Source organism: Actinoplanes utahensis (assembly GCF_016862455.1).
Classification (GTDB): domain Bacteria; phylum Actinomycetota; class Actinomycetes; order Mycobacteriales; family Micromonosporaceae; genus Actinoplanes; species Actinoplanes utahensis.
The window spans coordinates 1-23,912 of record NZ_BOMZ01000080.1 but is presented as its reverse complement, the minus strand read 5'-3'; the positions used below and the strand labels follow the sequence as shown (position 1 = coordinate 23,912).

22 protein-coding genes are annotated in these 23,912 nt (G+C 69.9%); 9 read left to right on the top strand and 13 right to left on the bottom strand.

All coding sequences use genetic code 11. The features are described from left to right. Positions 1 to 39: 39 nt before the first annotated feature. From Aut01nite_RS27650 to Aut01nite_RS27640, 3 genes are all read right to left on the bottom strand, one after another. Entirely contained in the window at positions 40 to 495 is a 456-nt protein-coding gene (locus Aut01nite_RS27650; RefSeq protein WP_043523588.1) for a universal stress protein, read from the bottom strand. 172 nt (positions 496 to 667) lie between these two features. Then, the gene (locus Aut01nite_RS27645) at positions 668 to 1,120 is read right to left on the bottom strand and encodes a universal stress protein (RefSeq protein WP_043523589.1); all 453 of its coding nucleotides are present in this window, start codon (positions 1,118 to 1,120) and stop codon (positions 668 to 670) included. Positions 1,121 to 1,345: 225 nt separating this feature from the next. Further along, on the bottom strand, positions 1,346 to 1,939 hold the full coding sequence (locus Aut01nite_RS27640; protein ID WP_052163391.1) for a DoxX family membrane protein: 594 nt from the start codon (positions 1,937 to 1,939) through the stop codon (positions 1,346 to 1,348). A gap of 442 nt (positions 1,940 to 2,381) precedes the next feature. On the opposite strand from Aut01nite_RS27640, the gene Aut01nite_RS27635 reads away from it, so the two are divergent. From Aut01nite_RS27635 to Aut01nite_RS27620, 4 genes are all read left to right on the top strand, one after another. Next, complete coding sequence (locus Aut01nite_RS27635) at positions 2,382 to 3,215, top strand: slipin family protein (RefSeq protein WP_043523590.1); 834 nt, start codon at positions 2,382 to 2,384, stop codon at positions 3,213 to 3,215. Between the two features lie 139 nt (positions 3,216 to 3,354). Next, entirely contained in the window at positions 3,355 to 4,356 is a 1,002-nt protein-coding gene (locus Aut01nite_RS27630) for an Acg family FMN-binding oxidoreductase (RefSeq protein ID WP_052163392.1), read from the top strand. A gap of 49 nt (positions 4,357 to 4,405) precedes the next feature. Next, entirely contained in the window at positions 4,406 to 7,078 is a 2,673-nt protein-coding gene (locus tag Aut01nite_RS27625; RefSeq protein WP_083998603.1) for a cation-translocating P-type ATPase, read from the top strand. 25 nt (positions 7,079 to 7,103) lie between these two features. Next, entirely contained in the window at positions 7,104 to 7,955 is an 852-nt protein-coding gene (locus tag Aut01nite_RS27620) for a universal stress protein (protein WP_043523591.1), read from the top strand. 105 nt (positions 7,956 to 8,060) lie between these two features. Here Aut01nite_RS27620 and Aut01nite_RS27615 read toward each other — a convergent pair whose 3' ends face one another. Further along, entirely contained in the window at positions 8,061 to 8,381 is a 321-nt protein-coding gene (locus Aut01nite_RS27615; protein WP_236642597.1) for a cupin domain-containing protein, read from the bottom strand. Positions 8,382 to 8,983: 602 nt separating this feature from the next. Here Aut01nite_RS27615 and Aut01nite_RS27610 point away from each other — a divergent pair. After that, positions 8,984 to 9,985, top strand: coding sequence for an Acg family FMN-binding oxidoreductase (locus Aut01nite_RS27610; protein WP_043523593.1), 1,002 nt, complete (start codon positions 8,984 to 8,986; stop codon positions 9,983 to 9,985). 243 nt (positions 9,986 to 10,228) lie between these two features. Here Aut01nite_RS27610 and Aut01nite_RS27605 read toward each other — a convergent pair whose 3' ends face one another. Further along, a complete protein-coding gene (locus Aut01nite_RS27605) occupies positions 10,229 to 10,444 on the bottom strand; it encodes a GNAT family N-acetyltransferase (protein ID WP_373871555.1) in 216 nt (71 codons plus the stop codon). 160 nt (positions 10,445 to 10,604) lie between these two features. Continuing rightward, positions 10,605 to 11,300, bottom strand: coding sequence for a GNAT family N-acetyltransferase (locus Aut01nite_RS43765; RefSeq protein ID WP_239124617.1), 696 nt, complete (start codon positions 11,298 to 11,300; stop codon positions 10,605 to 10,607). 450 nt (positions 11,301 to 11,750) lie between these two features. On the opposite strand from Aut01nite_RS43765, the gene Aut01nite_RS27595 reads away from it, so the two are divergent. Both Aut01nite_RS27595 and Aut01nite_RS27590 read left to right on the top strand, forming a co-directional pair. Further along, positions 11,751 to 13,238: a SulP family inorganic anion transporter gene (locus Aut01nite_RS27595; RefSeq protein WP_043523595.1), complete on the top strand. Its 1,488-nt coding sequence runs from the start codon at positions 11,751 to 11,753 to the stop codon at positions 13,236 to 13,238. Between the two features lie 23 nt (positions 13,239 to 13,261). Further along, positions 13,262 to 13,654 carry a MerR family transcriptional regulator gene (locus tag Aut01nite_RS27590; RefSeq protein WP_083998606.1) on the top strand — a complete coding sequence of 131 codons (393 nt, stop codon included), beginning with the start codon at positions 13,262 to 13,264 and terminating at the stop codon, positions 13,652 to 13,654. Positions 13,655 to 13,729: 75 nt separating this feature from the next. Here the strand turns inward: Aut01nite_RS27590 and Aut01nite_RS27585 are convergent, their stop codons facing one another. The 3 genes from Aut01nite_RS27585 to Aut01nite_RS27575 all read right to left on the bottom strand — a co-directional run bounded on the left by Aut01nite_RS27585 (position 13,730) and on the right by Aut01nite_RS27575 (position 16,715). Next, positions 13,730 to 14,200 carry a sporulation protein gene (locus Aut01nite_RS27585; protein WP_307837528.1) on the bottom strand — a complete coding sequence of 157 codons (471 nt, stop codon included), beginning with the start codon at positions 14,198 to 14,200 and terminating at the stop codon, positions 13,730 to 13,732. 77 nt (positions 14,201 to 14,277) lie between these two features. Then, positions 14,278 to 15,354: a hemolysin family protein gene (locus Aut01nite_RS27580; protein ID WP_043523597.1), complete on the bottom strand. Its 1,077-nt coding sequence runs from the start codon at positions 15,352 to 15,354 to the stop codon at positions 14,278 to 14,280. Continuing rightward, complete coding sequence (locus Aut01nite_RS27575) at positions 15,351 to 16,715, bottom strand: hemolysin family protein (RefSeq protein ID WP_043523598.1); 1,365 nt, start codon at positions 16,713 to 16,715, stop codon at positions 15,351 to 15,353. The genes Aut01nite_RS27580 and Aut01nite_RS27575 overlap by 4 nt, the downstream gene beginning before the upstream one ends. 155 nt (positions 16,716 to 16,870) lie before the next feature. Between Aut01nite_RS27575 and Aut01nite_RS27570 the strand changes: the two genes are divergently transcribed. Continuing rightward, complete coding sequence (locus Aut01nite_RS27570; RefSeq protein ID WP_043523599.1) at positions 16,871 to 17,263, top strand: MerR family transcriptional regulator; 393 nt, start codon at positions 16,871 to 16,873, stop codon at positions 17,261 to 17,263. Positions 17,264 to 17,361: 98 nt separating this feature from the next. Next, positions 17,362 to 18,135, top strand: a complete 774-nt coding sequence (locus Aut01nite_RS27565) for a ZIP family metal transporter (protein ID WP_043523600.1) — start codon at positions 17,362 to 17,364, stop codon at positions 18,133 to 18,135. A gap of 27 nt (positions 18,136 to 18,162) precedes the next feature. Here Aut01nite_RS27565 and Aut01nite_RS27560 read toward each other — a convergent pair whose 3' ends face one another. The 4 genes from Aut01nite_RS27560 to Aut01nite_RS27545 form a co-directional block, all read right to left on the bottom strand. After that, positions 18,163 to 19,710: a methyl-accepting chemotaxis protein gene (locus Aut01nite_RS27560; RefSeq protein WP_083998608.1), complete on the bottom strand. Its 1,548-nt coding sequence runs from the start codon at positions 19,708 to 19,710 to the stop codon at positions 18,163 to 18,165. A gap of 274 nt (positions 19,711 to 19,984) precedes the next feature. Beyond that, positions 19,985 to 20,788 carry a choice-of-anchor M domain-containing protein gene (locus Aut01nite_RS27555; RefSeq protein ID WP_052163394.1) on the bottom strand — a complete coding sequence of 268 codons (804 nt, stop codon included), beginning with the start codon at positions 20,786 to 20,788 and terminating at the stop codon, positions 19,985 to 19,987. 62 nt (positions 20,789 to 20,850) lie between these two features. Continuing rightward, positions 20,851 to 22,620 carry a choice-of-anchor M domain-containing protein gene (locus Aut01nite_RS27550; protein ID WP_201775464.1) on the bottom strand — a complete coding sequence of 590 codons (1,770 nt, stop codon included), beginning with the start codon at positions 22,618 to 22,620 and terminating at the stop codon, positions 20,851 to 20,853. 315 nt (positions 22,621 to 22,935) lie between these two features. Then, positions 22,936 to 23,912 (bottom strand): TIGR03773 family transporter-associated surface protein (locus Aut01nite_RS27545; protein ID WP_204037704.1); only part of this gene is annotated, 977 nt, incomplete at its 5' end.

Sequence of the window (23,912 nt, the reverse complement as noted above, 5' to 3'; positions counted from 1 at the left end):
TATCTCTCGATTCTGTGACAGTCAGCCGTCGGGCGTGGCCTACTTCGGGATGACGACGGTGGGGCAGGTGGCGTGCTGGACGCAGTGCTGGCTGACCGAACCGAGCATCATCCCGGCGAAGGCACCGTGACCGCGGCTGCCGAGAACCACCAGGTCCGCGCCCTTGCCGGCCTCGAGCAGGACCTGCGCTGCGGGGCCATGCATCACGCGGGTGGTGACGGCAATGGGGTGGTCCTCCTCGTCCTGCACCTGTGCCACCGTCTCGGCCAGAGTCTTCTCGGCGTATCTGATGATGTCGGCGTCGTCGATGCCTGTCGGCGTCCATCCCTGGGCGTAGACGTGCATGGGCGGCACCTGCCACGCGGTGACGGCCTCGATGGTCGCACCGGTCAGCCGGGCGTGGGCGAGGGCCCAGCGCAGTGCTTCGGCCGAGCCGGCGGAACTGTCGACACCCACGACGATGCGATGATCTTGAATGGGTTCCAGGTCGATCATGACGAACTCCTGACGTGCGGACCCGTTCAGAAGCGGACGGGCGCGATGGACTGACGGGGTGTCGCATGAGGCGGCGTGCGCCTTCGGGAACCGCTGGCGCGTGCGGGCTGAGAACCGTCATCGCGGCACCCACGGGCGCCGGTTTCGGTTCCATGGATCGGCCGGAAACTCGCTACCGGACTACGACGACCGGGCAGGTCGCGTGTTGCACGCAGTGCTGGCTGACCGAGCCGAGCATGATGCTCGAGAAGGTGCCGTGTCCGCGGCTGCCGACCACCAGCAACTCTGCTCCTGCCGCCGCGCGCACCAGAGCCTCGGCGGGATGGCCCTCCACGATCTGGGCCAGTACCGTGCCGGGATGCGACAGCTGGGCGGTGACCTCGGCGACGGTGTCGTCGAGGACCTTGACCATCGTGGTGGCGTAGGTGTCACCCTCGAACGCGGCAGACGTCCATCCGTAGGCCGTCCCGTGTTTGGCGGGGTCCTGCCAGGTGGTGACGGCCTCGACGGTGGCGCCGGTCAGCCGGGCCTGGTTCACGGCCCACGCCAGTGCCTTCTTCGAACCCGGCGAACCGTCGACGCCGACGATGATGCGGTGGCTGCTGTCGGGACTGTTGCTCGTCATGTCCGTCTCCTGATCGGTGGGTTGGGCGAGATGGGGGCCGGTGGGCCACGTTCACCAGGGCTTGTTGCGCCCGGAGTGGCGTAAACGACGAGGGCTTTCATGACGGTCTTCTTACGGCGGCAGGACCTTCTCGAGGATCTGCCGCGGCCGCGCGAAGCATCGTGGTCGAGCCACCCGTGGCGGCGTGCGCGATCCGGGCAGGCGGATCGTGCACGCCGTGCGGTTCTACGTGAGCCAGGTGTTGCGCCGCACGAGCGGGGTCGCCGCCCAACGACGGCCGAGACCCCATGTGTTTCCGGCGCCCAGCAGAGCGAGCAGCACCAGGACGGCGGCGTAGACGAGGTGGTCGTCCATGAACGGGTTGGTTGCCGGCGGTAGGACGGCGGTCCACATCAGGACGGTCAGCAGCGCGCCGGAGGCTGCGGCGATGCGCATGCCGATGCCGAACAGCAGGGCGAGGCCGATGCCGAGCAGGGCTGTCATGAACAGCACGTCGACGAAGGCGTTCCCGGCGATCGCGTTGTACATGCCCGAGAACGGGCCGGTGGCGGCCTTGCCGAGGAACCCGGCGGTGGGACTGCCGCCGTCCAGCCACGCGTTCGCCGCGGGAGTGCTGCGGCCGAGGCCGAACAGTTTGTCGAGGAACGCCCACAGGAACACCCAGCCCAGCGCGATCCGGATGCCCGCCAGCAGGTACCGCGTCGCGGTGGCCGTCCGGCCGGTGTCCGGGACGGCGGCGGCGTGATGTCTGGAGTCCTGTTCTCGCCGTTCAGTGGTGGTGACGGGGGAGGTTTCGTGATCGTTGGCGATGTCGACCATCGCGCTCACATTCCTTCAAATGGTTCATGGCACATGTTCCATGGCACGTCGAGCGCGCTCACGGATCGTTCGGAGTGCGGTGCCACCTACTCAGGGCGGCAGCCGTGCTCCTGTACGGACTCCGGGACCGGTCGCGGACGCGTCAACCACAGCGAGATCCACGAATGGTGGGAGATGTCGGCGGCGACGGCGGGCGGAGCGGCCACCGGGGTCCCGGGCGACACTCTGACCGTACGCGCATTTCGCCGAGCCCGCTGACGGCCCAGCCGGATGCCCTGAGCAGGGGTAGGGTTGACGTGTCGCCCTGGACCCCGGTGGCCTGGTAGTTGGCCGTTGTGTGCGTCTCGGCGTTTCTTCGCCCGCCGCAGCGATCAGGTGCGTTTCGCACGCAGATTGTTCTCGGGCACTAATATCCGGCTACGGCCGAAGTCAGGATCCCCTCATGTGGTCCCTGTGGATCGCTCTCATCATCCTGGTGCTATTCGCTCTCGCGTTCCTCGCGTTCAAGGTCGTCAAGCAGTACGAACAGGGAGTCCTGTTCCGGCTCGGCAAAGTCATCGCCGTCCGGCAAGCCGGCTTCACCGTGATCATCCCGTTCATCGACGTGCTGAACCGGGTGAGCCTGCGGATCGTCACCATGCCGATCCAGTCCCAAGGCATCATCACCCGCGACAACGTCAGCGTCGACGTGTCCGCCGTCGCCTACTACCGCATCGTCGACGCCGAGAAATCGGTCGTCGCGATCGAGAACGTCGGCGCGGCGATCAACCAGATCGCCCAGACCACCCTGCGCAAGGTCGTCGGCCAGCACACCCTCGACGAGACGCTGTCCGAGACCGACCGGATCAACGTGAACATCCGGGAGATCCTCGACGTCGCCACCGCCGAATGGGGCGTGGTCGTCACCCTGGTCGAGCTCAAGGACATCCAACTGCCCGAGAGCATGAAACGGGCCATGGCGCGTCAGGCCGAGGCTGAGCGGGAGAAGCGCGCGAAGATCATCGCCGCCGAGGGTGAAGCTCTCGCCGCCGACGCGCTCGGTGCCGCCGCCGACATCATGATGGCCCACCCCCTCGCGCTGCAGCTGCGCAACCTGCAGACCCTCGTCGAACTGGGCGTCGACAAGAACAGCACCGTCGTGTTCCCGGCCCCGCTGATGAGCACCATCGGCGAGCTCGGCACGTTCCTCGCCCGCGAGAACGCCGCGGCCGCCGTGACTGCACCTGCCACGACGCCGCCGGTCAACGGCCACCCGATGACGCCGATCACCCGATGACCGCAGATGGTCGACAAACGCGCCGAACACCGCGCCCGCGTACGGCGTACCGGTGAGGACCTGCCCGAGATCCGCGACGGGGGCCCGGCCGCACACACCGTGACCGGGCCGACGTCCAGCACACCAGGAAGGAACCGGCATGAGCACCGAAGCGCCGATCCAGGCAGCCGACTCCCGCGCCGAAGCCCGGGCACTGTCCGCCGCCGCCGCCACAGCGGGGCACGCCCCGTCGATCCACAACACGCAACCGTGGCGCTGGCGTCTCAGCAGGAGCGAGCTCAACCTCTACCTCGATCACAGCCGGGCACTCGACGTCACCGACCCCGACTCCCGGCTCGCCATCCTCAGCTGCGGGGCCGCCCTGCATCACGCCCTGGTGAGCCTCGCGGCCGACGGCTGGCACACCATCCTCGCCCGGATGCCGGATCCCGCACACCCCGACCACCTCGCCCGACTACGCCTCGATCACCGGATGCCGGTCGCCCCCGCAGCGATACGTCACCTCCAGACCGTCGGGCTGCGGCACACCGAGCGCCGGCCCTCCGCGAGCACCCCGATCCACGCCGAGAGCCTGCGCGCCGTCGTCGCTGCCGTCGAGTCCACCGGCGCGGGCCTGCATCTGCTGCGACCGGACCAGGTGTACGACCTGGCCAGCGCCGCCGATCAGGCTCAGCGTGCCGAGGGCGAGGACCTCGCCTGGCAGGCCGAACTCCGCTACTGGACCGGTGGTACCCGGCCACTGGGCAGCGGCATCCCGGACGCCGTCATCCCGGATCGGGCCACGCTGACGACCGTGCCGGGGCGCGACTTCGGCCACCACGGTGAGCTGCCCGTCTCCGCGGCGCACGAGAACGGCGCCACCTTTGCGATCCTCTACGGACCCGAGGACGACGAAGCCGGCTGGCTCCGCGCCGGCGAGGCACTGTCGGCCGCCTGGCTCACCGCCACCGAGCTCGGCCTGTCGGTCCTGCCGCTCAGCGCGACCATCGAGGTCGCCATCACCCGGGAACGTATCCGGCACCTGCTCGCCGACCTCGGCCATCCGCACCTCGTCCTGCGGCTCGCCACCGGCGATCCGGCCGGCACCGCCGCACCGCACACCCCACGGCTGCCGGCGGAGCAGGTCATCGAACGGTTCTGACGCGGGCGTACGCGGAGCCCTCACCACGATCCAGCAAGGCAGGAACGACATGACCGTACGCAATCTTCAGGTCGCTCCGGATTCGTCGGACATCACCCGGCCACCCGGAGGGAACGCCACCACGTGCCCGGCCGCGCCCGGTGCGGGCGGCCTGTCATCGGGTGAGGCCGCGCAACGGCTGGCCCGCGACGGCGGCAACGTGCTGCCGGCCCGCCGGCCGCCGCCGTTGTGGCGCCGCGTCGTGTCGCAACTGCGTGACCCGCTCGTGCTGGTCCTGCTCGCTGCGGCCGGTTTCACACTGGCCACCGCGGACTTCACCGACGCGTCGGTCATCCTGTTCGTGATCGTCGTCAACACCACGGTCGGGGTGATTCAGGAGGTCAAAGCGGAACGGGCGATCTCCGCACTGTCCGCGCTGACCGCACCCGCCGCCCGGGTGGTACGCGACGGCACGAACCGTGAGGTGCCCGCCGCGGACCTGGTCGCCGGTGATCTGCTGGTCCTTGCCGAAGGCGACATCGTGCCCGCCGACGCCCACGTCGTCGAGGCCAGCGCTCTGCTGATCGACGAAGCAGCCCTGACGGGGGAGTCCGCGCCGGTCGACAAATCCGCCGGCCCGGACGGGCCGACGGCGGACGTGTCCGCCGGAACGGTCGTTGTCCGCGGGCGGGGGCACGCCATCATCACCGCCACCGGCGCAGCCAGCGCCATGGGCCGCATCGCCGCCATGATGACCACCGCCCCCGCCATGACGCCCCTGCAGCGCCGCCTGGCCGGGGTGGGCCGGCTGCTCGCCGCCGCCGCGCTGGTGCTGTGCGCTGTAGTCCTGGCTCTCGGAGTGTTCCGCGGTCAGCCGCTACAACTGATGATCGTCACCGCGATCACCCTGGTCGTCGCGGCCGTCCCCGAATCGCTTCCGGCTGTCGTCACGCTCAGCCTCGCCCTCGGCGCCCGCCGGATGACCGCCCGCAACGCCGTCATCCGGCGGCTGCCCGCGGTCGAGACCCTCGGCTCGGTCACCGTCCTGGCCACCGACAAGACCGGCACGCTCACCGAAGGCCGGATGGTTCTGCGACAGCTGTGGACCCCCACCGGAGAAGCCCAGGTCGAAGGATCCGGCTACGCACCGCACGGCGACGTCCGACGCGACGACACCGTGGTAGCCGACGGCGACGTCCCCGATCTGACGCGACTACTGCGCGCGGCCGTGTTGTGCAACGACGGCTCCCTGCAACCACCGGACGGCGACAACCCCGACTGGCTGCCGGTCGGGGACCCCACCGAGGTAGCACTACTCACCGGCGCCGCGAAACTCGGCATCGACCGCGAAACCCTCCACGCCCAGCTGCCCCGCATCGGTGAGGAACCGTTCGACAGCGTCCGCAAACGCATGTCCACTACCCACCGGCTCCCCGACGGCACCACGCGGATCGTCTGCAAAGGCGCACCCGAAGCCATCCTGCAACCGGAGGTCCTCGCCGACCCCGCCGACCTGATCGACCGGGCGGCGGCCCGCGCGGACGCCCTCGCCGCCGACGGCTACCGGGTTCTCGCAGTGGTCCAAGCCGACCACACACCTTCAACAGACTCCGGTTCCCTGGAGCAGGGTCTGAGCCTGCTCGGGCTCGTCGCGATCCTCGACCCGCCCCGGGCGTCGGCCGGCGCGACCATCGCCGCGTGCCAGCGCGCGGGCATCACCCCGGTGCTGATCACCGGCGACCATCCGGCCACCGCCGGCGCGATCGCCGTCGAACTCGGCATCATCGACGCCGGCGACGATGTGGTCGACTGCCGTACCGTCGAACCCGGTGCCCGCGCCGGACAGGGCGCCCGGGTCTTCGCGCGGGCCACCCCGCAGCAGAAGGTCGCCATCATCGACGCCCTCCGCACCGCCGGTCAGGTCGTCGCGATGACCGGCGACGGCGTCAACGACGGACCCGCCCTGCACCGCGCCGACATCGGCGTCGCCATGGGAAAACGAGGCACCGAAGTCGCCCGCCAGGCCGCCGACCTGGTGCTGGCCGACGACGAACTCGGCACGGTCGTCGCCGCCGCTGAGGAAGGCCGCCGGGTGTACGCCAACATCCGCCGCTTCCTGCTGTATGCCTTGTCGGGTGGCGCCGCGGAGATCGCCGTGATGCTCGCCGGGCCGTTCGTCGGCCTCGCGTTGCCGTTACTGCCCGCGCAGATTCTCTGGATCAACCTGATCACCCACGGCCTGCCGGGACTCGCCCTGGGCAGCGAACCCGTCGACGCCGACGTCATGGACAAGCCGCCGCGGCCGCCGTCCGAGACGATCCTCGGCGCCGGACTGTGGCAACGCATCCTGCGCGTCGGCGTGGTCATCGCCGCGGTCACCGTCGGCGTCGGCGTCTGGGCGCATGCCACCGACCGCCCTTGGCAAACGCTGACCTTCCTCGCCCTCGGCGTCACCCAGCTCGCTGTCGCGCTCGGCTCCCGGGCCCGGCCCGGCACCCGGGCCAACCCGATGCTGCTCGCCGCCGTCGCCGCCGCGCTCGCCCTGCAACTCGCCGGCATCTACCTGCCGCCTCTGCAGTCCCTGCTCGGCACCCAGCCGCTGGCCATCACCGACCTGCTCATCGTCACCGCCGTCGCGAGCCTCGGCTACGCCGCGATCCGCCTCGACCGGCGCGTGCACATCACCCACCGCCCGCCACCCCACAGCATGACCTCGACCCGCACGGCCGACCCGGCCGCATGACTTCGACAGAGCACAGGAGACAGCCATGACCGGCCCACCGATCCTCGTCGGCGTCGACGGATCCGCACCCAGTCTCGGCGCCGTCGACCTCGCCATCCGCGAAGCAGCCGTACGCGACCGGGAAGTCCGCCTCGTGTTCGGCGACACCTGGGCTGATCACCCCGCCTGGACCGGCAACGACCCTGCCGCGGATCTCACCGCCGGGCTCTTGTCCGAGCCGCAACAGGCCATCCGGGACGCCACCGACCGTGCGGCCGCCGCACAGGTCCCGGTGACCGGGGAGATCCTCGCCGGTGACCCCGCCACGGTCCTCATCCGCGAATCCGCCCACACCGACCTGCTCATCCTCGGACACCGCGGCCAAGGAGGCTTCACCGAACTGCTCCTGGGCTCGGTCGCGATCAAGGTCTCCGCGCACGCCACCTGTCCCGTCATGATCACCCGCGGCGCGGCACCGGACGACGGCGACGTTCTCGTCGGTGTGGACGGCTCCCCCTCCGACGACGCCCCCCTCGGCTTCGCCTTCCACGAGGCAGCCCTACGCGGCGCCGATCTGCGAGCGCTACACGCATGGGACCGGCCCCATCTGAGCAACCCCGGGTTGCTGCTTCAGTACGACACCGGACCGGAAAGGGCCGCACACGCCCAACTGCTGACCGGCGCCGTGCAGAACTGGACCCGCAAGTACCCCAACGTCACGATGCACCGGGAACTGGCCACAGGCCGCCCCGCCGACGCCATCGTCGACGCCAGCCGGCACGCCCAACTCGTCGTCCTCGGCGCCCGCGGACATGCACAGCTGCCCGGCCGGCGCCTTGGATCGGTCAGTCACACCGTCCTTCATCATGCCGCCTGCCCCGTCGCCATCGTCCGATGACCCGCCACGCCGCGACGGCGATACACCGGTCACACCATGCCGGTCTCGTCACGGCCCGCAGCCACGGATTTCAGGCCGGCGGATGGCTGACAGTCATGCGGCAGGTCACCGTTTGGCCACCGTGAGCAGGACGGCGCTGTCCTCGATCGCCTCGAGGGCGTGCCGAGCGTCCGGGATGATCAGCAGGTCGCCGGTCTCGCCTTCCTCCGCAGCGTCTCCGGCGGTGAGGCGAACCCGGCCGTGCAGGACGTGCAGGGTCGCCTCACCGGGGTTCTCGTGATCGTCGAGTCGCCGGCCACCGGTCATCGCGATGAGGGTCTGCCGGAGAGTGCGGGCATGCCCTCCGTACACGGTCTGGGCGCTGCGGCCGCTGGCAGCGTCCCGGGCCAGTGAGAGTTGTTGCTGGATCAGTACGGTCAACGACATGCGGTCCATGAGTGGGGCCTTCCGGTAGGACAGCGACGATCCGGGGGCGCGTATCGAGCCCACCGGTTCAATGCCTTCAGCCGCGGCCGTTCGACCCTTCGGATACGGCTCCACCGGTGATGGCGGCACGGTACATGCCCCGGTCTCGAGGGCGTTTCCCCGAGCTACGCAGCGCCCACAGACATATTGCCGCTTGGTGAACAGATGCCAGCCAGCAGCCGCATGGCGGTAGCTGCAGCAGAGCGGGAGCCCGGAACGTCGCCCCGGTGGAGTGACGACATCGACGGCGACGGACAGACAGCCACCGGGATCCAGAGCGACAAACTCACCGTACGCGCATTTCCCGAGAGCGGCACCTTCGGGTCACATGACGATGAGGTGACCAAGCGACGCGCCGCCGGCGTCGGCGGGCAGGCGTAGGCTCGAAGTGTCGCCCTGGACCCCGGTGACAGGCATCCTGCCGCTGTGGGCACATCGACGCCGCAGCGAACCCGGACCACAACGCGGCGACTCATCGCGATCGGCACCAAGCCTCCGTCGCGTCCGCCATCTTCGTAACCGCCGCGGCAGACACCAGGACCGACACCGCGAGGACGCCTCTCATGGACATCGACGCGATGACCCACCCCACCGACCCGCAACTCGCCACCCACGCACTGACCGAGTCGGCAGCCGCCGCCGGATACGCCCCATCGCTCCACAACACCCAACCGTGGCGGTGGCGGCTCACCGGCACCACGCTGGAGCTGCGGCTCGCACCCACCCGGATCCTGCAGGTCACCGACCCCGACGGACGACTGGCGACAGTCAGCTGCGGCGTCGCCCTGCACCACGCCCGCGTCGCCCTCAGCGCCCAAGGCTGGCACGCCACCGTGACCCGCATGCCCGACGACACCGACTCTGAGCTGCTCGCCCGGCTCCACCTCGACGGCCGGGCACCGGTCGACCCCGCATCCGTACTCCATCTGCAGACCATCCCGTTGCGGCACACCGACCGCCGCCCGGTCACCAGCACACCCGTCGATCCGGCCGGTCTCGCCGCCATCACCGCCGCCGTCGAGACACAGGACACCCACCTGCACACGCTGCGACCCGACCAGGTCCCCGAACTGGCCGCCGCCGCTGAACACGCCCAGAGCAGTGAGGCTGCGGACCCCGCCTGGCAGGCCGAACTCGCCTACTGGGCCGGCCCCGCCCGCCCGGCCGGCGCCGGGATCCCTGACGCCGTCATCCCCGACCACGCCACGCAGACCACGGTGCCGATCCGCGACTTCGGCCACCACGGAGACCTGCCCGTCAGCGCCGGCCACGACGAGACGGCCGTGTTCGCCATGCTCTACGGCAACACCGACGAACCCCTCGCCTGGCTGCGCGCCGGTGAAGCGCTGTCCGCCGGCTGGCTCACCGCCACCGAACACGGCATCTCGGTGGTACCGCACAGCGCCCCGATCGAAGTGATCGCCACCCGCCAGGCGATGCGCGCGATGATCGCCGGCATCGGCCACCCCTATCTGGTCCTCCGTCTCGGCAGCATCGACCCGGCCGCCACCGGGGCGGCGCACACCTCACGGCTTCCCACCGAGCAGAACATCGACCACGCCTGAAGCCCGCCGACATCATGATTCGTCTCGAGATAGGCGGAGGTCGACGATTGCCTCCGGGATCCATGAGCCGACGGCACGTGGAGGTGACTCGGCGAACCTCCCGCGCGTTGGTACAGCTGAATCTGCTGGCGGCCCTCACCCCGCTCACGCGCGGTGAGGGCCGGCACGGGGACGCGCGCTATCGCGGCAGATAGGTGCAGTCAGCACTCCCTGAAGGGCTTCGCGCTCCGGACGGCGACGAAGTCAGCCGTCCACGGGTGAGGCCTGCCGAGCAAGGTCCGCGAGAGGTTCGCCGCTCAAAAGGCCGGCGAGCAGAGCCCGGCCGTGGCCCCCACCGCGTGCATCCGGTCGCACATAGAGATCGTCCAGGTGCCTCCCGCGAGTGCCGGTCCAGGTCGAGAAGAACGGGAACCACACCGCATAGCCGACGACGTCTTTCGTGTCGTCGTCCTCGGCGATCAGAGCGAAGCGGCACGATCCTGTACCACCGCGGCTCTGATCACCCGGGAATCCTCATCTGTCCCGGCGGATCTTGTCGAGGGGATGACCACGACCTCCCGTTGTTCAACGTCGGCAGATGCACAGCGGGCCCGGCCACGGTCGCCGCAGCGGATAGCCGTCACCCGGCCGCCGGGTCACGGCGCAGCCGGGCGTCCAGCTCGTGCTTCACCTTGGGCCAGTCGTCGTCGGTGATGCCGTAGAGGACGGTGTCGCGCCATGAGCCGTCGGCGCGGCGGCGGTGTTTGCGCAGGATGCCTTCCCGGCTGGCGCCCAGCCGCTCAATGGCGGCTTGCGCGCGCTCGTTGCGGATGTCGGTCACCAGCGCTACCCGGATCGCGCCGAGGGTCTCGAAAGCGAAGCGGAGCATCAGCAGTTTGGCTTCCGCGTTCGCGCCGGTCCCCCACCACGGCCGGCCGAGCCAGGTGTATCCGATCGTCACAGTACGCAGGGTGGGATCAGGATCCGCGAAGGACGTCGTGCCAGCGAACCGGCCCGTCACCGCGTCGATCTGGGCGTATGGAAAGCGGGTTCCGCGGGCACGCGCAGCGAGTGCGGCAACGATGTGCGCGCGGGCGTCCTCCACGGTGGCCGGCTGGGTCAGTGCCCCGGCCGGCGGGCTCTGCCAGCGGAAGATCTCGGCCGCGTCATCCTCACTGCCGGCCGCCGCGAGATAGCCGGCAGCGTGTTCGTACCGTAGAGGTTCGAGCCGGATCCGATCGCCGACCAGAGCGGGCATCGCATACCACAGGCCATTGTCTGTCACGGCGGCATCATCGCAGCCGCCACATTTCCACGCCGCGGAATATGACGGCACTGACCATGGTGCGTACGAGCCAGCGCAGCCACATCGGCTACTAGAGCGAATCCGGCGATCGCTGCCGCGGCCAGTCGTATTTTCAAGGGATGAGGGCGCACCTTGTCTCCTTCCAGGTCGCAGCGACTTTTCGGTACGGGCGGAGGATCGGCCGGCTCTTCCGTGACTGATGAGTTCCACTGCCGCCGCAGCGGGCTCGTGGCGGAGGCGGGGCCTCATCGGGAATAGGGGCACGGCTGGGCGGGGGTGATGATCGCCACCGGGGGACGACCAAGACTCTCCCCTTACGGAAGGGTAGGGTCGGTGGCCGGAGCCGGTGGGCACAGCGACCCACCGCACCGTCGTGGCGTGTCTCCTCCGCGACGACACCGACACCGCAGAACGCTTCTGCCGCACCACGGCAGGTATCCGCGCGTCCCCGGGTGCGCATTTTGAGAGGAACGTACGCATATGGCGCAGACCGCTGCGCGCTGGTCGCGACCGGTATGGCTCTCCTCGCCGAAGGTGCTGCGCACCGAGGTGCTGGCCGGTCTGGTCGTTGCTCTGGCGTTGATCCCGGAGGCGATCTCGTTCTCCATCCTGGCCGGAGTGGACCCACGGGTCGGGCTGTTCGCCTCTTTCACGATGGCCGTCACCATCGCCTTCACCGGCGGGCGTCCGGCGATGATCTCCGCCGCCACCGGCGCCATCGCCCTGGTCGTCGCACCGCTGGCGAAAGATCACGGCCTGGACTACCTGATCGCCGCGGTGATCCTCGGCGGCTTGCTTCAGATAGCGCTGGCCCTGGCCGGGGTGGCGAAGTTGATGCGGTTCATCCCGCGCAGCGTCATGGTCGGCTTCGTCAACGCCCTCGCCATCCTGATCTTCACCGCTCAACTGCCGCACCTGATCGACGTGCCGTGGCTGGTCTACCCGCTGGTCGCCGTCGGCCTGGTCATCATGTTCGCCCTGCCCAGGTTCACCACCGTGGTGCCGGCCCCGCTGGTGGCGATCGTGCTGCTGACCGCGTTCGTACTGATCGCACACGTCACCGTGCCGAACGTCGGCGACGAGGGCACTCTGCCCAACAGTCTCCCGATCCTCGGCCTCCCCGACGTGCCGTTCACCCTCGCCACCCTGCAACTGATCGCCCCGTACGCCCTCGGGATCGCCCTGGTCGGCCTGATGGAATCGCTGATGACCGCGAAACTGGTCGACGACGTCACCGACACCCGTTCCGACAAGACCCGCGAATCCTGGGGCCAGGGCGTGGCGAACATCGTCACCGGCTTCTTCGGCGGCATGGGCGGCTGCGCCATGATCGGCCAAACGATGATCAACGTGAAGGCGTCCGGCGCCCGTACCCGGCTGTCGACGTTCCTTGCCGGGGTGTTCCTGTTGATCCTGGTCGTGGCATTGGGTGATGTGGTCGCGCTGATCCCGATGGCCGCCCTGGTCGCCGTCATGATCATCGTGTCGGTCGGCACCTTCGACTGGCACAGCATCGCCCCGGCCACCCTCAAGCGCATGCCGGCCGGCGAGATCATCGTCATGCTGGTCACCGTCGCCGGCACCCTGACCACCCACAACCTCGCCGTCGGCGTCGTCCTCGGCGTCCTGGCCGCCATGGTCGTCTTCGCCCGCCGGGTCGCCCACTTCGCCCAAGTCGAGCCCGAGACCACGGCCGACGGCACTGCCAAGACGTATCACGTACGCGGGGAGCTGTTCTTCGCCTCCAGCAACGACCTCGTCTACCAGTTCGACTACGCGAACGATCCGGACCGGATCGTGGTCGACATGAGCGGCGCGCACATCTGGGACGCCTCGTCGGTCGCCGCCCTCGACGCCATCACCACCAAGTACGCCGCCCGCGGCAAGCAGATCGAGATCGTTGGCCTCAACGAGGCCAGCGCCAGCTTCCACGGGAACCTGGCCGGCAAGCTCAACGCCGGTCACTGATCACCGGCGGGCACACTGTGACGATGACGGGACGGCACATGCAGATCGGCGAAGCTGCGGAGCGGGTGGGGCTGAGCATCCGCACCATCCGCCACTACGAGGACGCGGGTCTCATCGTGCCGTCCGCCCGCAGCGACGGTGGCTTCCGGCTCTACACCGAACCCGACCTCGACCGGCTCCGGGTCGTCAAGCGGATGAAGCCGCTCGGCTTCACCCTCGACGAGATGCGCGACCTGCTCGCCATCCTCGACGAGCTCACCGCCGGCACCGGCGAGCGGACCGCACTGCTGCAGCGGCTCGCCGGCTACCACGAAGCCGCTCAAGCCCGGGTCCAGACACTGCGCGACCAACTCGGCACCGCCGAAGGATTCGCCCAGCAGATGCAGGACCACCTCGATCACCACGGCGGACGCTGACGGTGCCCCGCCGGTTCAGGGTGGGCATCGTCGGCCTCCGGGAACAGAGTGTGACGCTCACCAGCGGCACCAGCCCTACCCGCCCTGGTAGAACGGCAGGTTCTGCGGCGGGCCGGCGATCTGCCCGTACTCCAGGTCGGCGCCTTTGAACCCGAACCCGAGCTGGGCGAAGCCGTCCAGGATGCGCTGCTGCACCGGCAACGGGTTGATCACGATGGGGTCGAGGTCACCCTTGTCGACGGCCCGGGCGATCGACACCTCGGTGTGCACACCCATGACCATGCCGGGCAGCGGCCGGCCGTGGACGGCGGTGATCGGGGTCTCCCACGGCAGTTCCACCTGGAACGGCACCGACAGGTGCTGCCCTTCGGCCAGCCGGACCGGGCCGCCGACGGTGACCCGGTGGAACTCGCCGGTGGCCGTCCCCTCACCGTCGCCGCCTTCGACCTCCATCCGGGTGACCAGGCCGAGGGTGATGTGCTCGATCTCGACGTCGTGGCTGCCGCCGGTCAGGTCGACCTGCCGGGTCACCAGGCCGCCGGTCACGTCTTTTCTCCTCCATGAGAGCGGGGTGGACCACACTTCCGGGTGGGCGGGGCCGATGCCCCGCCCACCCGGAACACCTATCGAGGGGTGATCGTGCGCCCGGCGCGGCGGGCGGCGTCCACGACCGGGTCTGTCTCGTCGTCGAACTGGCCGATCACCTGCTCGAGAAGGTCCTCGAGGGTGACCAGGCCGATCACCGTGGCGCCGTCGGCGACCAGGGCGAGATGGCTGCGCCGGCCGCGCATCGTCGCGATGGCGTCCAGGACGCTGGTGTCGGCCGGCACGGGCAGCGCGGCGGTCATCAGGTCCCGCGCCGTCGCGGCCCGCCGTGCGCTGGTGGCTTTGGCCGCGTCCCGGACGTGCACGACGCCGACGATCGTCCCGGCCCGGTCGGTGACGGGAAGCCGGGACCGGCCGGTCTCGGTGCTGCGCACCTCCACAGCGCGGGCGTCGGCGTCGGCCGGGACGTCCAGGATGCCCGCGGTCGGGACCATCACCTCGCGTACGCTCATCGACTGCACCTGCAGCATCGCCGACAGCAGTTCGTGCTCGGCGTCCTCGATGGTGCCGTGTTCCTTGGAAGTCTTCAGGAGCATGCGCAACTGGTCGGCGTTGTGCACCTGCGCCAGCTCGTCCTGCGGGGTCACCTTGATCAGGCGCAGGCAGGCGTTGGCCAGCCCGTTGAGAGCGACCAGGACGGGACGGAAGACGGTGGTGAACCCGACGAACGGGATCGCCAGCAGCTGCGCCGAGTTCTCCGGATGGCTGATCGCCCACGACTTCGGCGCCATCTCCCCCACGACGACGTGCAGGAACCCGACCAGGGCGACGGCCAGGATGAACGCCACCACGTACGCCGCGCCCGCGGGCAGCCCGACGGCGGTGAACACCGGTTCGAGCAGGTGCGCGACCGTCGGTTTGGCCAGCGCGCCGAGGCCGAGAGTGCACAGGGTGATGCCGAGCTGCGCGCCCGCGAGCATCATCGACAACTGGCGGGTGCCGGCCATCGCGGCCCGGGCGCCGCGGGAGCCTTCGGCGGCGGCGGTTTCGAGGCGGTGCCGTTTCGCGGCGACCAGCGCGAACTCCGCGGCGACGAAGAATCCGTTGGCCGCGAGCAGCAGCACCGAGATCGACAGCGACCAGGCGGTGCTCATGCGGTCACCTGCCCATCGGCGTGGTCGTGAACGACGGTCAGGGCCAACCGGTCGGGCACGTGCCGGCGAACGGCGAGGACGGTCAGCCGGGCCACACCCTGCGGCACCGGCTGCCCGTCGGCGTCGACCAGCGGCGGCAACGGCACGTCGACCTGTTCGTGAACGGCCGGGAGGTGCCCGAGGCGGGCGAGGACCAGTCCGGAGACGGTGTCGTACCTGTCGTCGTCGGGCAGCCGGATCCCGGTGGCTTCGGCGATCTCGTCGACCCGGGCCCGGCCCGGGATCACCCAGGATTCGTCGCCGGTCGTCTCGATAGCCGGTTCGGGCAGGTCGTCCTCGTCGCGGATGTCACCGACCAGTTCCTCGGCCACGTCCTCCAGGGTGATGATGCCGGCGAAGCCGCCGTATTCGTCGACCACGATCGCCATCTGCCGGTGCGCCGCTTTCAGCCGGTCCAGCACCGCGGGCAGGCGGGTGCCCTCCGGCAGCACCACGGGTTCGGTGGCCAGGTCACCGACCGTCGTGGTGGTGCGGGCAGCCGGTTCGAGGGTGACGACGTCGGCGATGGAGACCACGCCGATCACGTCGTCGACGCCGTCGCCCGTCACCGGGAACCGGGAGTGGCCGGTGTCGAGCAGGTCGACGACCCGCAACGCCGGCTCGTTCTGCCCGATCGTGACGACGTCCACGCGGGGGCGCATCGCCTCGGCGGCAGTGCGGTCCCGGAAGTCCAGGCCGTGGTCGAGCAGCCGGGCGGCACGCGCGTCGAGGGTTCCCTCGCTGCCGGCGTTGGCGATGATGCGATCCAGGTCCTCACTGGTGGCGCCCTGCGGTAGTTCCTCGATCGGTTCGATGCCGACGGCGCGCAGCAGCCGGTTGGCGGTGGCGTCGAACATCCGGATCAGCGGACCGGCCACGGCCAGGTAGACCAGCGTCGACCGCGACAGCGCCCGCGCGAGGGTCTCCGGTTTGGCGATGGCGAGGTTCTTCGGGGCGAGCTCACCGAGCACCATCTGGACCACGGTCGCGAACAGCAGCGCGAAGACCATCGAGATCGAGGCGCTGACCGTCTCCGACAGGCCGGTGAGTCCGAGCAGGTCGGCGGTGCCGCGCCCGAGGTAGGGCTCGGCGACATAGCCGGCGAGCAGGGCGGTGACGGTGATCCCGACCTGGGCGCCGGACAACACGAACGACAACCGCTGCGTCACCCGCAGCGCGCGTTCCGCGGCCGGGTCGCCGTCGTCGGCCATCGCCCGCAACTTCTCCCGGTCGACGGCGACATAGGCGAACTCCTGCGCCACGAAATAGCCGGTCGCCGCGGTCAGCAGCACGATCGCCAGAACACCGATGGCGATCAGCACGCGAGGTCACCGCCGTCGCGGGAGCAACCGTGGAAAACAAGGGGCCGGGTCACACCCGGCCAGGTACTACAGCCTTCAACAGAACCGTTGGACACCCTCGCAAACTAACACCTGCGACTGTACGGTTGCTGAAAGCCGATCATCGGGAGGTCGCTGTGAGCAACCTGCTCCGCATCGGCGAACTCGCCGCCCGAGCCGGCGTCAGCACCCGCACCGTGGATTACTACACCCACCTCGGCCTGCTGCGGACCGCCGAACGAACCGGCGGCGGATTCCGGCTCTACGACCCCGCAGCCGTCGTCACCATCGCCACCGTCAAGCAGTTGGAGGAGCACGGCCTGAGCCTGCAGGCCATCACCACCGCACTCCACGGCACCGGAGACACCGACCTGACCACGAAACTGAACGACCTCGCCGCCGGGCTCGCGGCGTTGCGGGAGGCAGCCCATCGCGCCCCGGAAGCCCAGGCGATACTGACGCTCCTCAGCGGCCGTGCACATGCCCTCATCGATCTGGCGTTGACGATCATCGATCGACCGCCGGCCTGACGCCGACGAGCCGCGCCGTCACCCTCTGCCCGGGACTCCGCAGATCCGGGGCGCCTCATGGCCGTGTCGACGGCACGGGTCCCGGGTAACCCCTCGCCATGGACGCACTGATCTTCGGCCTCATCGCCTCCAGCGCGCTGGTCATCGGCGCGCTGGTGGGCGCCCGGTTCCAGTTGCCCAAGGCGGTGCTGGCGGGCATGCTGGCCTTCGCGGCCGGCGCGCTGATCACCGCGCTGGCGTTCGAGTTGTTCGAGGACGCCTACGAGCACGGCGGCATCTGGCGAGCCGCCCTCGGCCTGATCGCCGGTGCCGTGGTGTTCACGGTGCTCAGCTCATGGCTCGACCGCTGGGCGCAGGCCGGCAGGCCGGATGCCCAGGGCAGCGACAAACTGGACGTCGACGCCGCCGCCCAGGACCGGGCGCCGTCCACCGCGTCCACCTCCGGCGCCGCCGGGCTGGCGCTGCTGGCCGCCGTGACCCTCGACGGCGTACCGGAGAACGTCGCTCTGGGTGTGTCGCTCGGCGAAGGCAGCGGCGGGCTGGCCCTGCTCGCGGCGATCTTCGTCTCCAACTTCCCCGAGGCGCTGGTCGGCAGCGCCTCCATGCGCGAGCAGGGCCGCTCCCAGACGTTCATCCTCGGGACCTGGCTCACCTGCGCGGCGCTGCTGACCCTGGCCGTGGTCGTCGGGGCGGGCCCCCTCTCCACCGCATCACCGGAGGTCATCTCACTGCCGCTCGCGTTCGCCGGCGGCGCCGTGCTCGCCTCCCTCGCCGACACCCTGATGCCTGAGGCGTACGAGAAAGGTGGCCCTCTGGTGGCGTTGAGCACCACCGCGGGGTTCGTGCTGTCCTTCGTCCTCGCCACGCTGTGACAGCACTCCAGCACCGGAATGGGCGGGTCAGTGACGGAATCGGTTGACGAGTCGGGTCAGGTCGTTGGAGAGCCGCGTCAGGTCGGTCGCGGCCTGCTGGGTGGCGTCGGCGCCGGCGGCGGTGGCGTTGGTCACCTCGGCGACGCCGGAGACGGTGCGAGCGACGTCGCCACTGTTGGCCGCGGCGTCGGCCACCGACCGGCTCATCTCCGCCGTGGTGGCGGTCTGCTCCTCCACCGCCGAGGCGATCGTGGTGGTGTAATCGCTGATCTGCTGGATGACACCGGTGATCTCGCCGATGGCCTCGGCCGCGGTGCCGCTGGAAGCTTGGATCGCGGCGATCCGGGTGGTGATCTCCTCGGTGGCCTTCGCGGTCTGCTGGGCCAGCTCCTTGACCTCGCCGGCGACCACCGCGAAGCCTTTGCCCAGTTCGCCGGCGCGAGCGGCCTCGATGGTGGCGTTCAGGGCGAGCAGGTTGGTCTGCTCCGCGATGCTGGTGATCAGCCGGACGACGTCGCCGATCTCGGCGCTGGCCGTACCGAGCTGGGCGACCTGCACGGTGGTGCGCTGGGCGACGGCCATGGCCTGATGCGAGACCTGCGCGGCCTGGCCGGCGTTGCGGGCGATCTCGCTGATCGAGGCGCTCATCTGCTCCGCACCGGCGGCGATGCTCTGCACGCCGGCGTTGACGTCCTCGGAGCCGTGCGCGGCGGCGGATGCCTTGGCGGCGGCGCTCGCCGCCCCGGACTGCAGCTGTGAGCTGACCGCGGACAGTTCCTCCGACGCGCCGGCCAAGGTGATCGCCGACCCGCCGATCGTGGTCACCGTCTCCCGCAGGTTCGTCACCGCGGTGTCCAGGGCCTGGCCCATCCGCCCGGTCTCGTCGCGGCTGGCGAGCCCGGTGGTGGAGGTCAGGTCCCCAGCGGCCAACCCGGTCAGCACGGCAACGATCCGCGCGATCGGGCGCGTGATCGACCGGGTCACCAGGATGGCGAGCACGACCGCCAGCAGCAGGCACGCGATACCGGCCGCAACCGTCAACACCCGTGCCCGGCCGCTGTCGGCCTCCGTCTCGTCGGCCACCTGCTGCTGCATCTGGACGGCGTCGGCCGACAGCTGCCCCACACCGTCGGCGACCTTGCCGAACCACTCCAGCGACTCACCGGAGGCCAGCTCACCGCCGGTGCGCAGGCTCGCCGGCGTGTCGGCCCGGTACAGCGCGACGATCTTCTCGTCGGTTTGCAGGAAACCCTCGTAGGCCGCTGTCGCGTCGCTGACCATGTCCTGCTGGCCGCCGGTCAGCGGCTGTCCGCTCAGGTCCGTGAGCAACTGGCGCAGCCGGGCCGCTGAGGCGAGGAACTCCTTGCGCTGGCCGGTGTCATCCGCCGTCGCGTCCGGCACGCCCCGTAACGTGTCGAACAGGTAACCGGTCTGCCAGCCCGCCATGTCGGCTGCCTGGAACTTCGCCTCACTCGCCAGGTTCGCGACCGCCGCGGCACTGCGCATCCGCGCGGTGCCGTCACGGCCCGCCGCGATGCCGCTGAGGCCCACCCCGACCGCGATCACCGTCAGCATGGCGACTGTGCCGAAGGCTGAACCGAGCCGGACACCGAGCCCAACATCCCTGAACATACCCATCCCGCCCATATCCCCGTCGACGAGGCCTACCAGCGCAACACCGGAACGCACCGGCACTACACCTGCCAATCGGCGGTTTCCTCGGATCGCTGAACCCGTACGACGGCCACCGGTAACAAAAGTGTCGAGCGATGTTCAACCCCCATCGGTGCCGCTCACTCCAGGCGACTCCCGTGTCGGGTTCGGTCAGCCGCTGAGGCGCGCGTGCCAGTCATGCTTCCGCACGTCCGGTGACTACCGGTTCGGTTTTCGGACGGCGGCGCCGGCGACGCAGTATGAGAACAGTCGTGGCCGACAGAACGAGGAGCAGAGCGCCCGCTGCCGCGATGAGATGCACAGAGGGCTCGATCTGACGCGGCGCCTCAGCACCCGGCGTACCGACGACGAAGCGCAATGTCGAGGTCGCGGCAGCAGCGGTGCCGTCTGCTCGGCGCAATGAGGCGCTGAACCGCGCCCGGTACTCCCCCGGCGCGCTGAAGGCCCAGTTCGCGTGGGCATGCACGCCGGGTTCGACCACGTGCTCCCGGTGACCGGCCGTGCCGTCCCACAAGATCTGCGGTGCACGAAAGCCGCCGTAGTCGAAGTAGACGTGGACGGTGCCAGGCCCGTCGATGTCACGCAGGGACAGCGATATGTCCTGGAAACCACCGCTCAGCACACTGTCGTGCCGGGTGTTGAAACCGAGCCAGAGGACCCCTGGCATCCGGGTCTGCGGGAGCAGGTACACCGGGTCGCCGGCCTTGCCGAGAAAGCCGTAGTGGGCTGCTGCGGGAAGCGTGGTGCGGGCGCCGTCCCCGACCCGGAGGACCACTTCGCCGGGGTCTCGCCAGACGGCCGGTTCGGCGGAGTCGTCCTTGACGCGGATGACCCAGACCCCGTCTACCAGCGCGGGAGCGATATCGGCGTGCCCGGTCGCCAGCTCGGCGGAGACGCCGGCGGCCGCCCGGGCCGACGCCGGGGGAAGGACACCGAGCGCAAGGATGGCGAGGACGGTTGCCGGCAGACGAAGAAGCACGAGTTCTCGATCCGTGAGGGATGGTGAGGTGCCGCCGCAGCCGGCGGCACCTCGTGGAGCGGCTAGGAGGCGCCGTGCGCCCGGCGGCGCCGGACGACCACCACGACGGCGCCCGTGATCAGTACGAGCAGCACGACTCCCGCAACGACGTACCGCAGCATGGAGCCGGACGAGTCGCCACTGCTCGCGGCGGCGGCCGAAGTCACGTCGACAACCGGAATGGTCGTTTCGGTGAGCACCCCGCCTTGCGCGTCACGCACGACGGCGCGGATCTCGGCTCCGTCCCAGGACTCGTCGAGTGTGGGGGTGCCTTCGAAGACGACGTACGGGTTCTCGCCGTTCTTGCGGACCGACCATTCGACGGCGCTTCCGGGCGTCGAGGGTTCGGCGGTGAAGGTCGCCCGCTCCCCGGCGGCGAACGTCGTCGCGGCGGAGGTGATCTTGATGGTGGCGGCCGGGTCCGTCGCGCCCGCTCCGGTCATGGTGAGGCGGATCGGCGCCGATTCGGCGAGCACCGAGTGGTCGGTGTTGAACAGCCGCGCCGTGACCTCGGCACCGTTCAGGTCCGCCGTGATCGGCAACTGCTGGTCGGCCAGGCGGGACTCGGGGATCCACTGGTAGCTGTCCTCGCCGGGCTTGCGCAGATACCAGTGGTAGTGCTCGTCCTCGGTCTGCGGGCTCTGCGCCGAGCGCAAGGTAGCGGTGTCGCCGACGGCGTAGGTGCTCTTGTCGGCGGAGACCGTCAGGGTGGTGGTGGGCGCCTTGGCCCGGGTACGCAGGATCTGCGGTTCCGAGGTTTCCACGACCTGTCCGGCGGCGGACAGCCGTTCGACCCGGATGCTGGTGCCGTCGACGGCACGGTTGGGCTTTGTCGTCCAGGTGGCCGTGGTCTGCTTCGGATCCGCGACCGGGGTGGCGGCGCCGGGGCTGGTGACCTGCCAGCGGTAGGTGTCCGTGGGCGCGGCGTCCGGTGACAGCGCGCTGAGGGTGATGGTCTGCCCGACGAAGTACTCGGCGTCCACCTTGTTGGGCACGATGGTCAGGTCGTCGAGGCCGGCGGTGGCCGGTGGGTCGGCGCGCGGCGTGGGCTCGGCGGCGGTCGGGCCGAGCTCGCCGACGACGAATCGTACGGTGGTGCTGTCGGAGATCGGGACGTCCGTGGCCAGGGTCGCGGTGACGGTGAAGTCGATGTCGTAGACACCCGGGGCGGTGAACGTCCAGGTGCCGTGGGTGTGGGAGCCAGGCTCCCCGCTGACGGTGGTGAAGGTGGTGCCGGGGACGAACAGCTTGCTGACCTTGGTGCCGTCGAAGCCGCCGGGCTGGGTGACGGCGAACTTCGGGGCGGCCGCCGGGCCGGCGTACCGGAAGCTGTCGTATTTGATCTTCAAGGTGCCTTTGAGGACGCCGGGCTTGACTCCCTCGAAGGACCAGCCCGGCCAGACGACCGAGGGGTCCTGCACCTCGGTCGAGACCCACGCCTCGGCGCCCTCGGGGCCGAGGAACTCGTAGCCCTTCGGCAGCTTGGTGTGCGAGGTGCCGGTCTCCGGTATGTGCAGGACGACACGGTCGCCTTCGACGACGCCTTTCGGGGTCCGTGTCCTGATGTCGAGCTTGCCGCCGGTCACCTCGGCATAGATGGCGTCAACGTGCCGGCCCGCCCCGAGGACCTCTCGACCGGCGGCGGGATCGTAGGCGGCGGCGGGTGACGCGGGTGTGATCACCAGGGCCCCGGCCAGCAGGCCGGAGGCGACGATCACGCGGCGGCGGGCGCGCCGAGCTGTGGTGTACGGCATGGACTTCCCTTCCTCGGCCGCCTCCGATCGGGCGGCCACCGGAAGAGTAAATGATTATCGTTTTCATCAACGCTGTCGGGCTCGACGATGTAACGCCCGCCACCAACCCGGCACCCGGGTAGCCGGCCCGTCCTTCGCGAGCTCCACGGTCCGAGGGATCCGGGCGGCCGGGCCGCGGACTGTCGCTCGGGCGATCCGGGTCAACCCTTGCGCTCCCGGAGGCCTTCGGAGCCGGTCTCGACTGGATCCTGGCCGGGCTCCGATCGGAGCCCGGCCGTCATCAGCACCTTGAGGATGACGCCGCGGGATCAGGTGCGTGAGCGGTCGAGAGGATCCGTGTCCGATGTGATCGGTCTATTGCCGCGGTGAGGCCGGGCGCAGCGCCATGGCGCCGGCTGATTCGTCCGGTGAGACTGCCGCCGTGGCCGCCTGGAGCCGACTGGGGCGGCGCTTCGATGTCGCCACTACCAGCATCGCACCGACGACGAGCAGAGCGACTCCGCCGACGATCGGCCCCTGCAGCGCCATCCCGGTCTTCGCCAGGTCGCCATCCACACTGCCGTTGCCACCGTCACCGCCGTCACCACCGTTGCCGCCGTCACCGCCGTTGTCGCTGTCACCGTCGGTGCTCCCGCCGCCGCCACCGTTGCCGGACGGGCCACAACCCAGGGTCGTGCTCTTCGGCAGCAGGGCCTCGGGATCGGTCTCGTCGCCGACCGCGAACGTGACGACCTCGCTCGTGCTCAACTGGCCACCGGACGCCGGCGTGACCGTCTGACTGAAGGTCAGCCGGTAAGCCCCTGCCGCGGTGAAGACCCAGTTGCCGTGCGCATGCGTGCCCGGGGAGACGGCATGGCCGTCCGGCAGACCGTCCTTACTGTTGAAGATCATTTTTGGTACGCCGAACGAGGTGAACTCGAAGATCGACAGCTCGCCGGGGCCTTCCACCTCGGTCAGCTTCCAGTCGACCGTACCGCTGAGCTGTGAGCCCTTGAGCTCCTCGGTGTTCCATCCCAGCCACAGGATGTCCGACTGCTGCGTCTGTGGCACCTGCCAGATCGGCGAACCCGGCGGGCCGATGAAGTCGAAGGGGCCCTCCGGGACCGTCCTGGCGGCCTTGCCGGTCAGGTGGAACACGACTTCCGCGGGGGACCGCCAGACCGCGTCGCCAGCCTTCGTACCGTCCTTGATCTGGTTGACCAGCTTCCCGTCGACGATCCTCGCGGCATAGTCGACATGCCCCTGATCCAGAACGACACCGGCGGAGACGGGCACACATGACGCGGTCGCCGTGCCGGACGGGGTCGTGGTCGGACCGGTGGTGGGCGGGG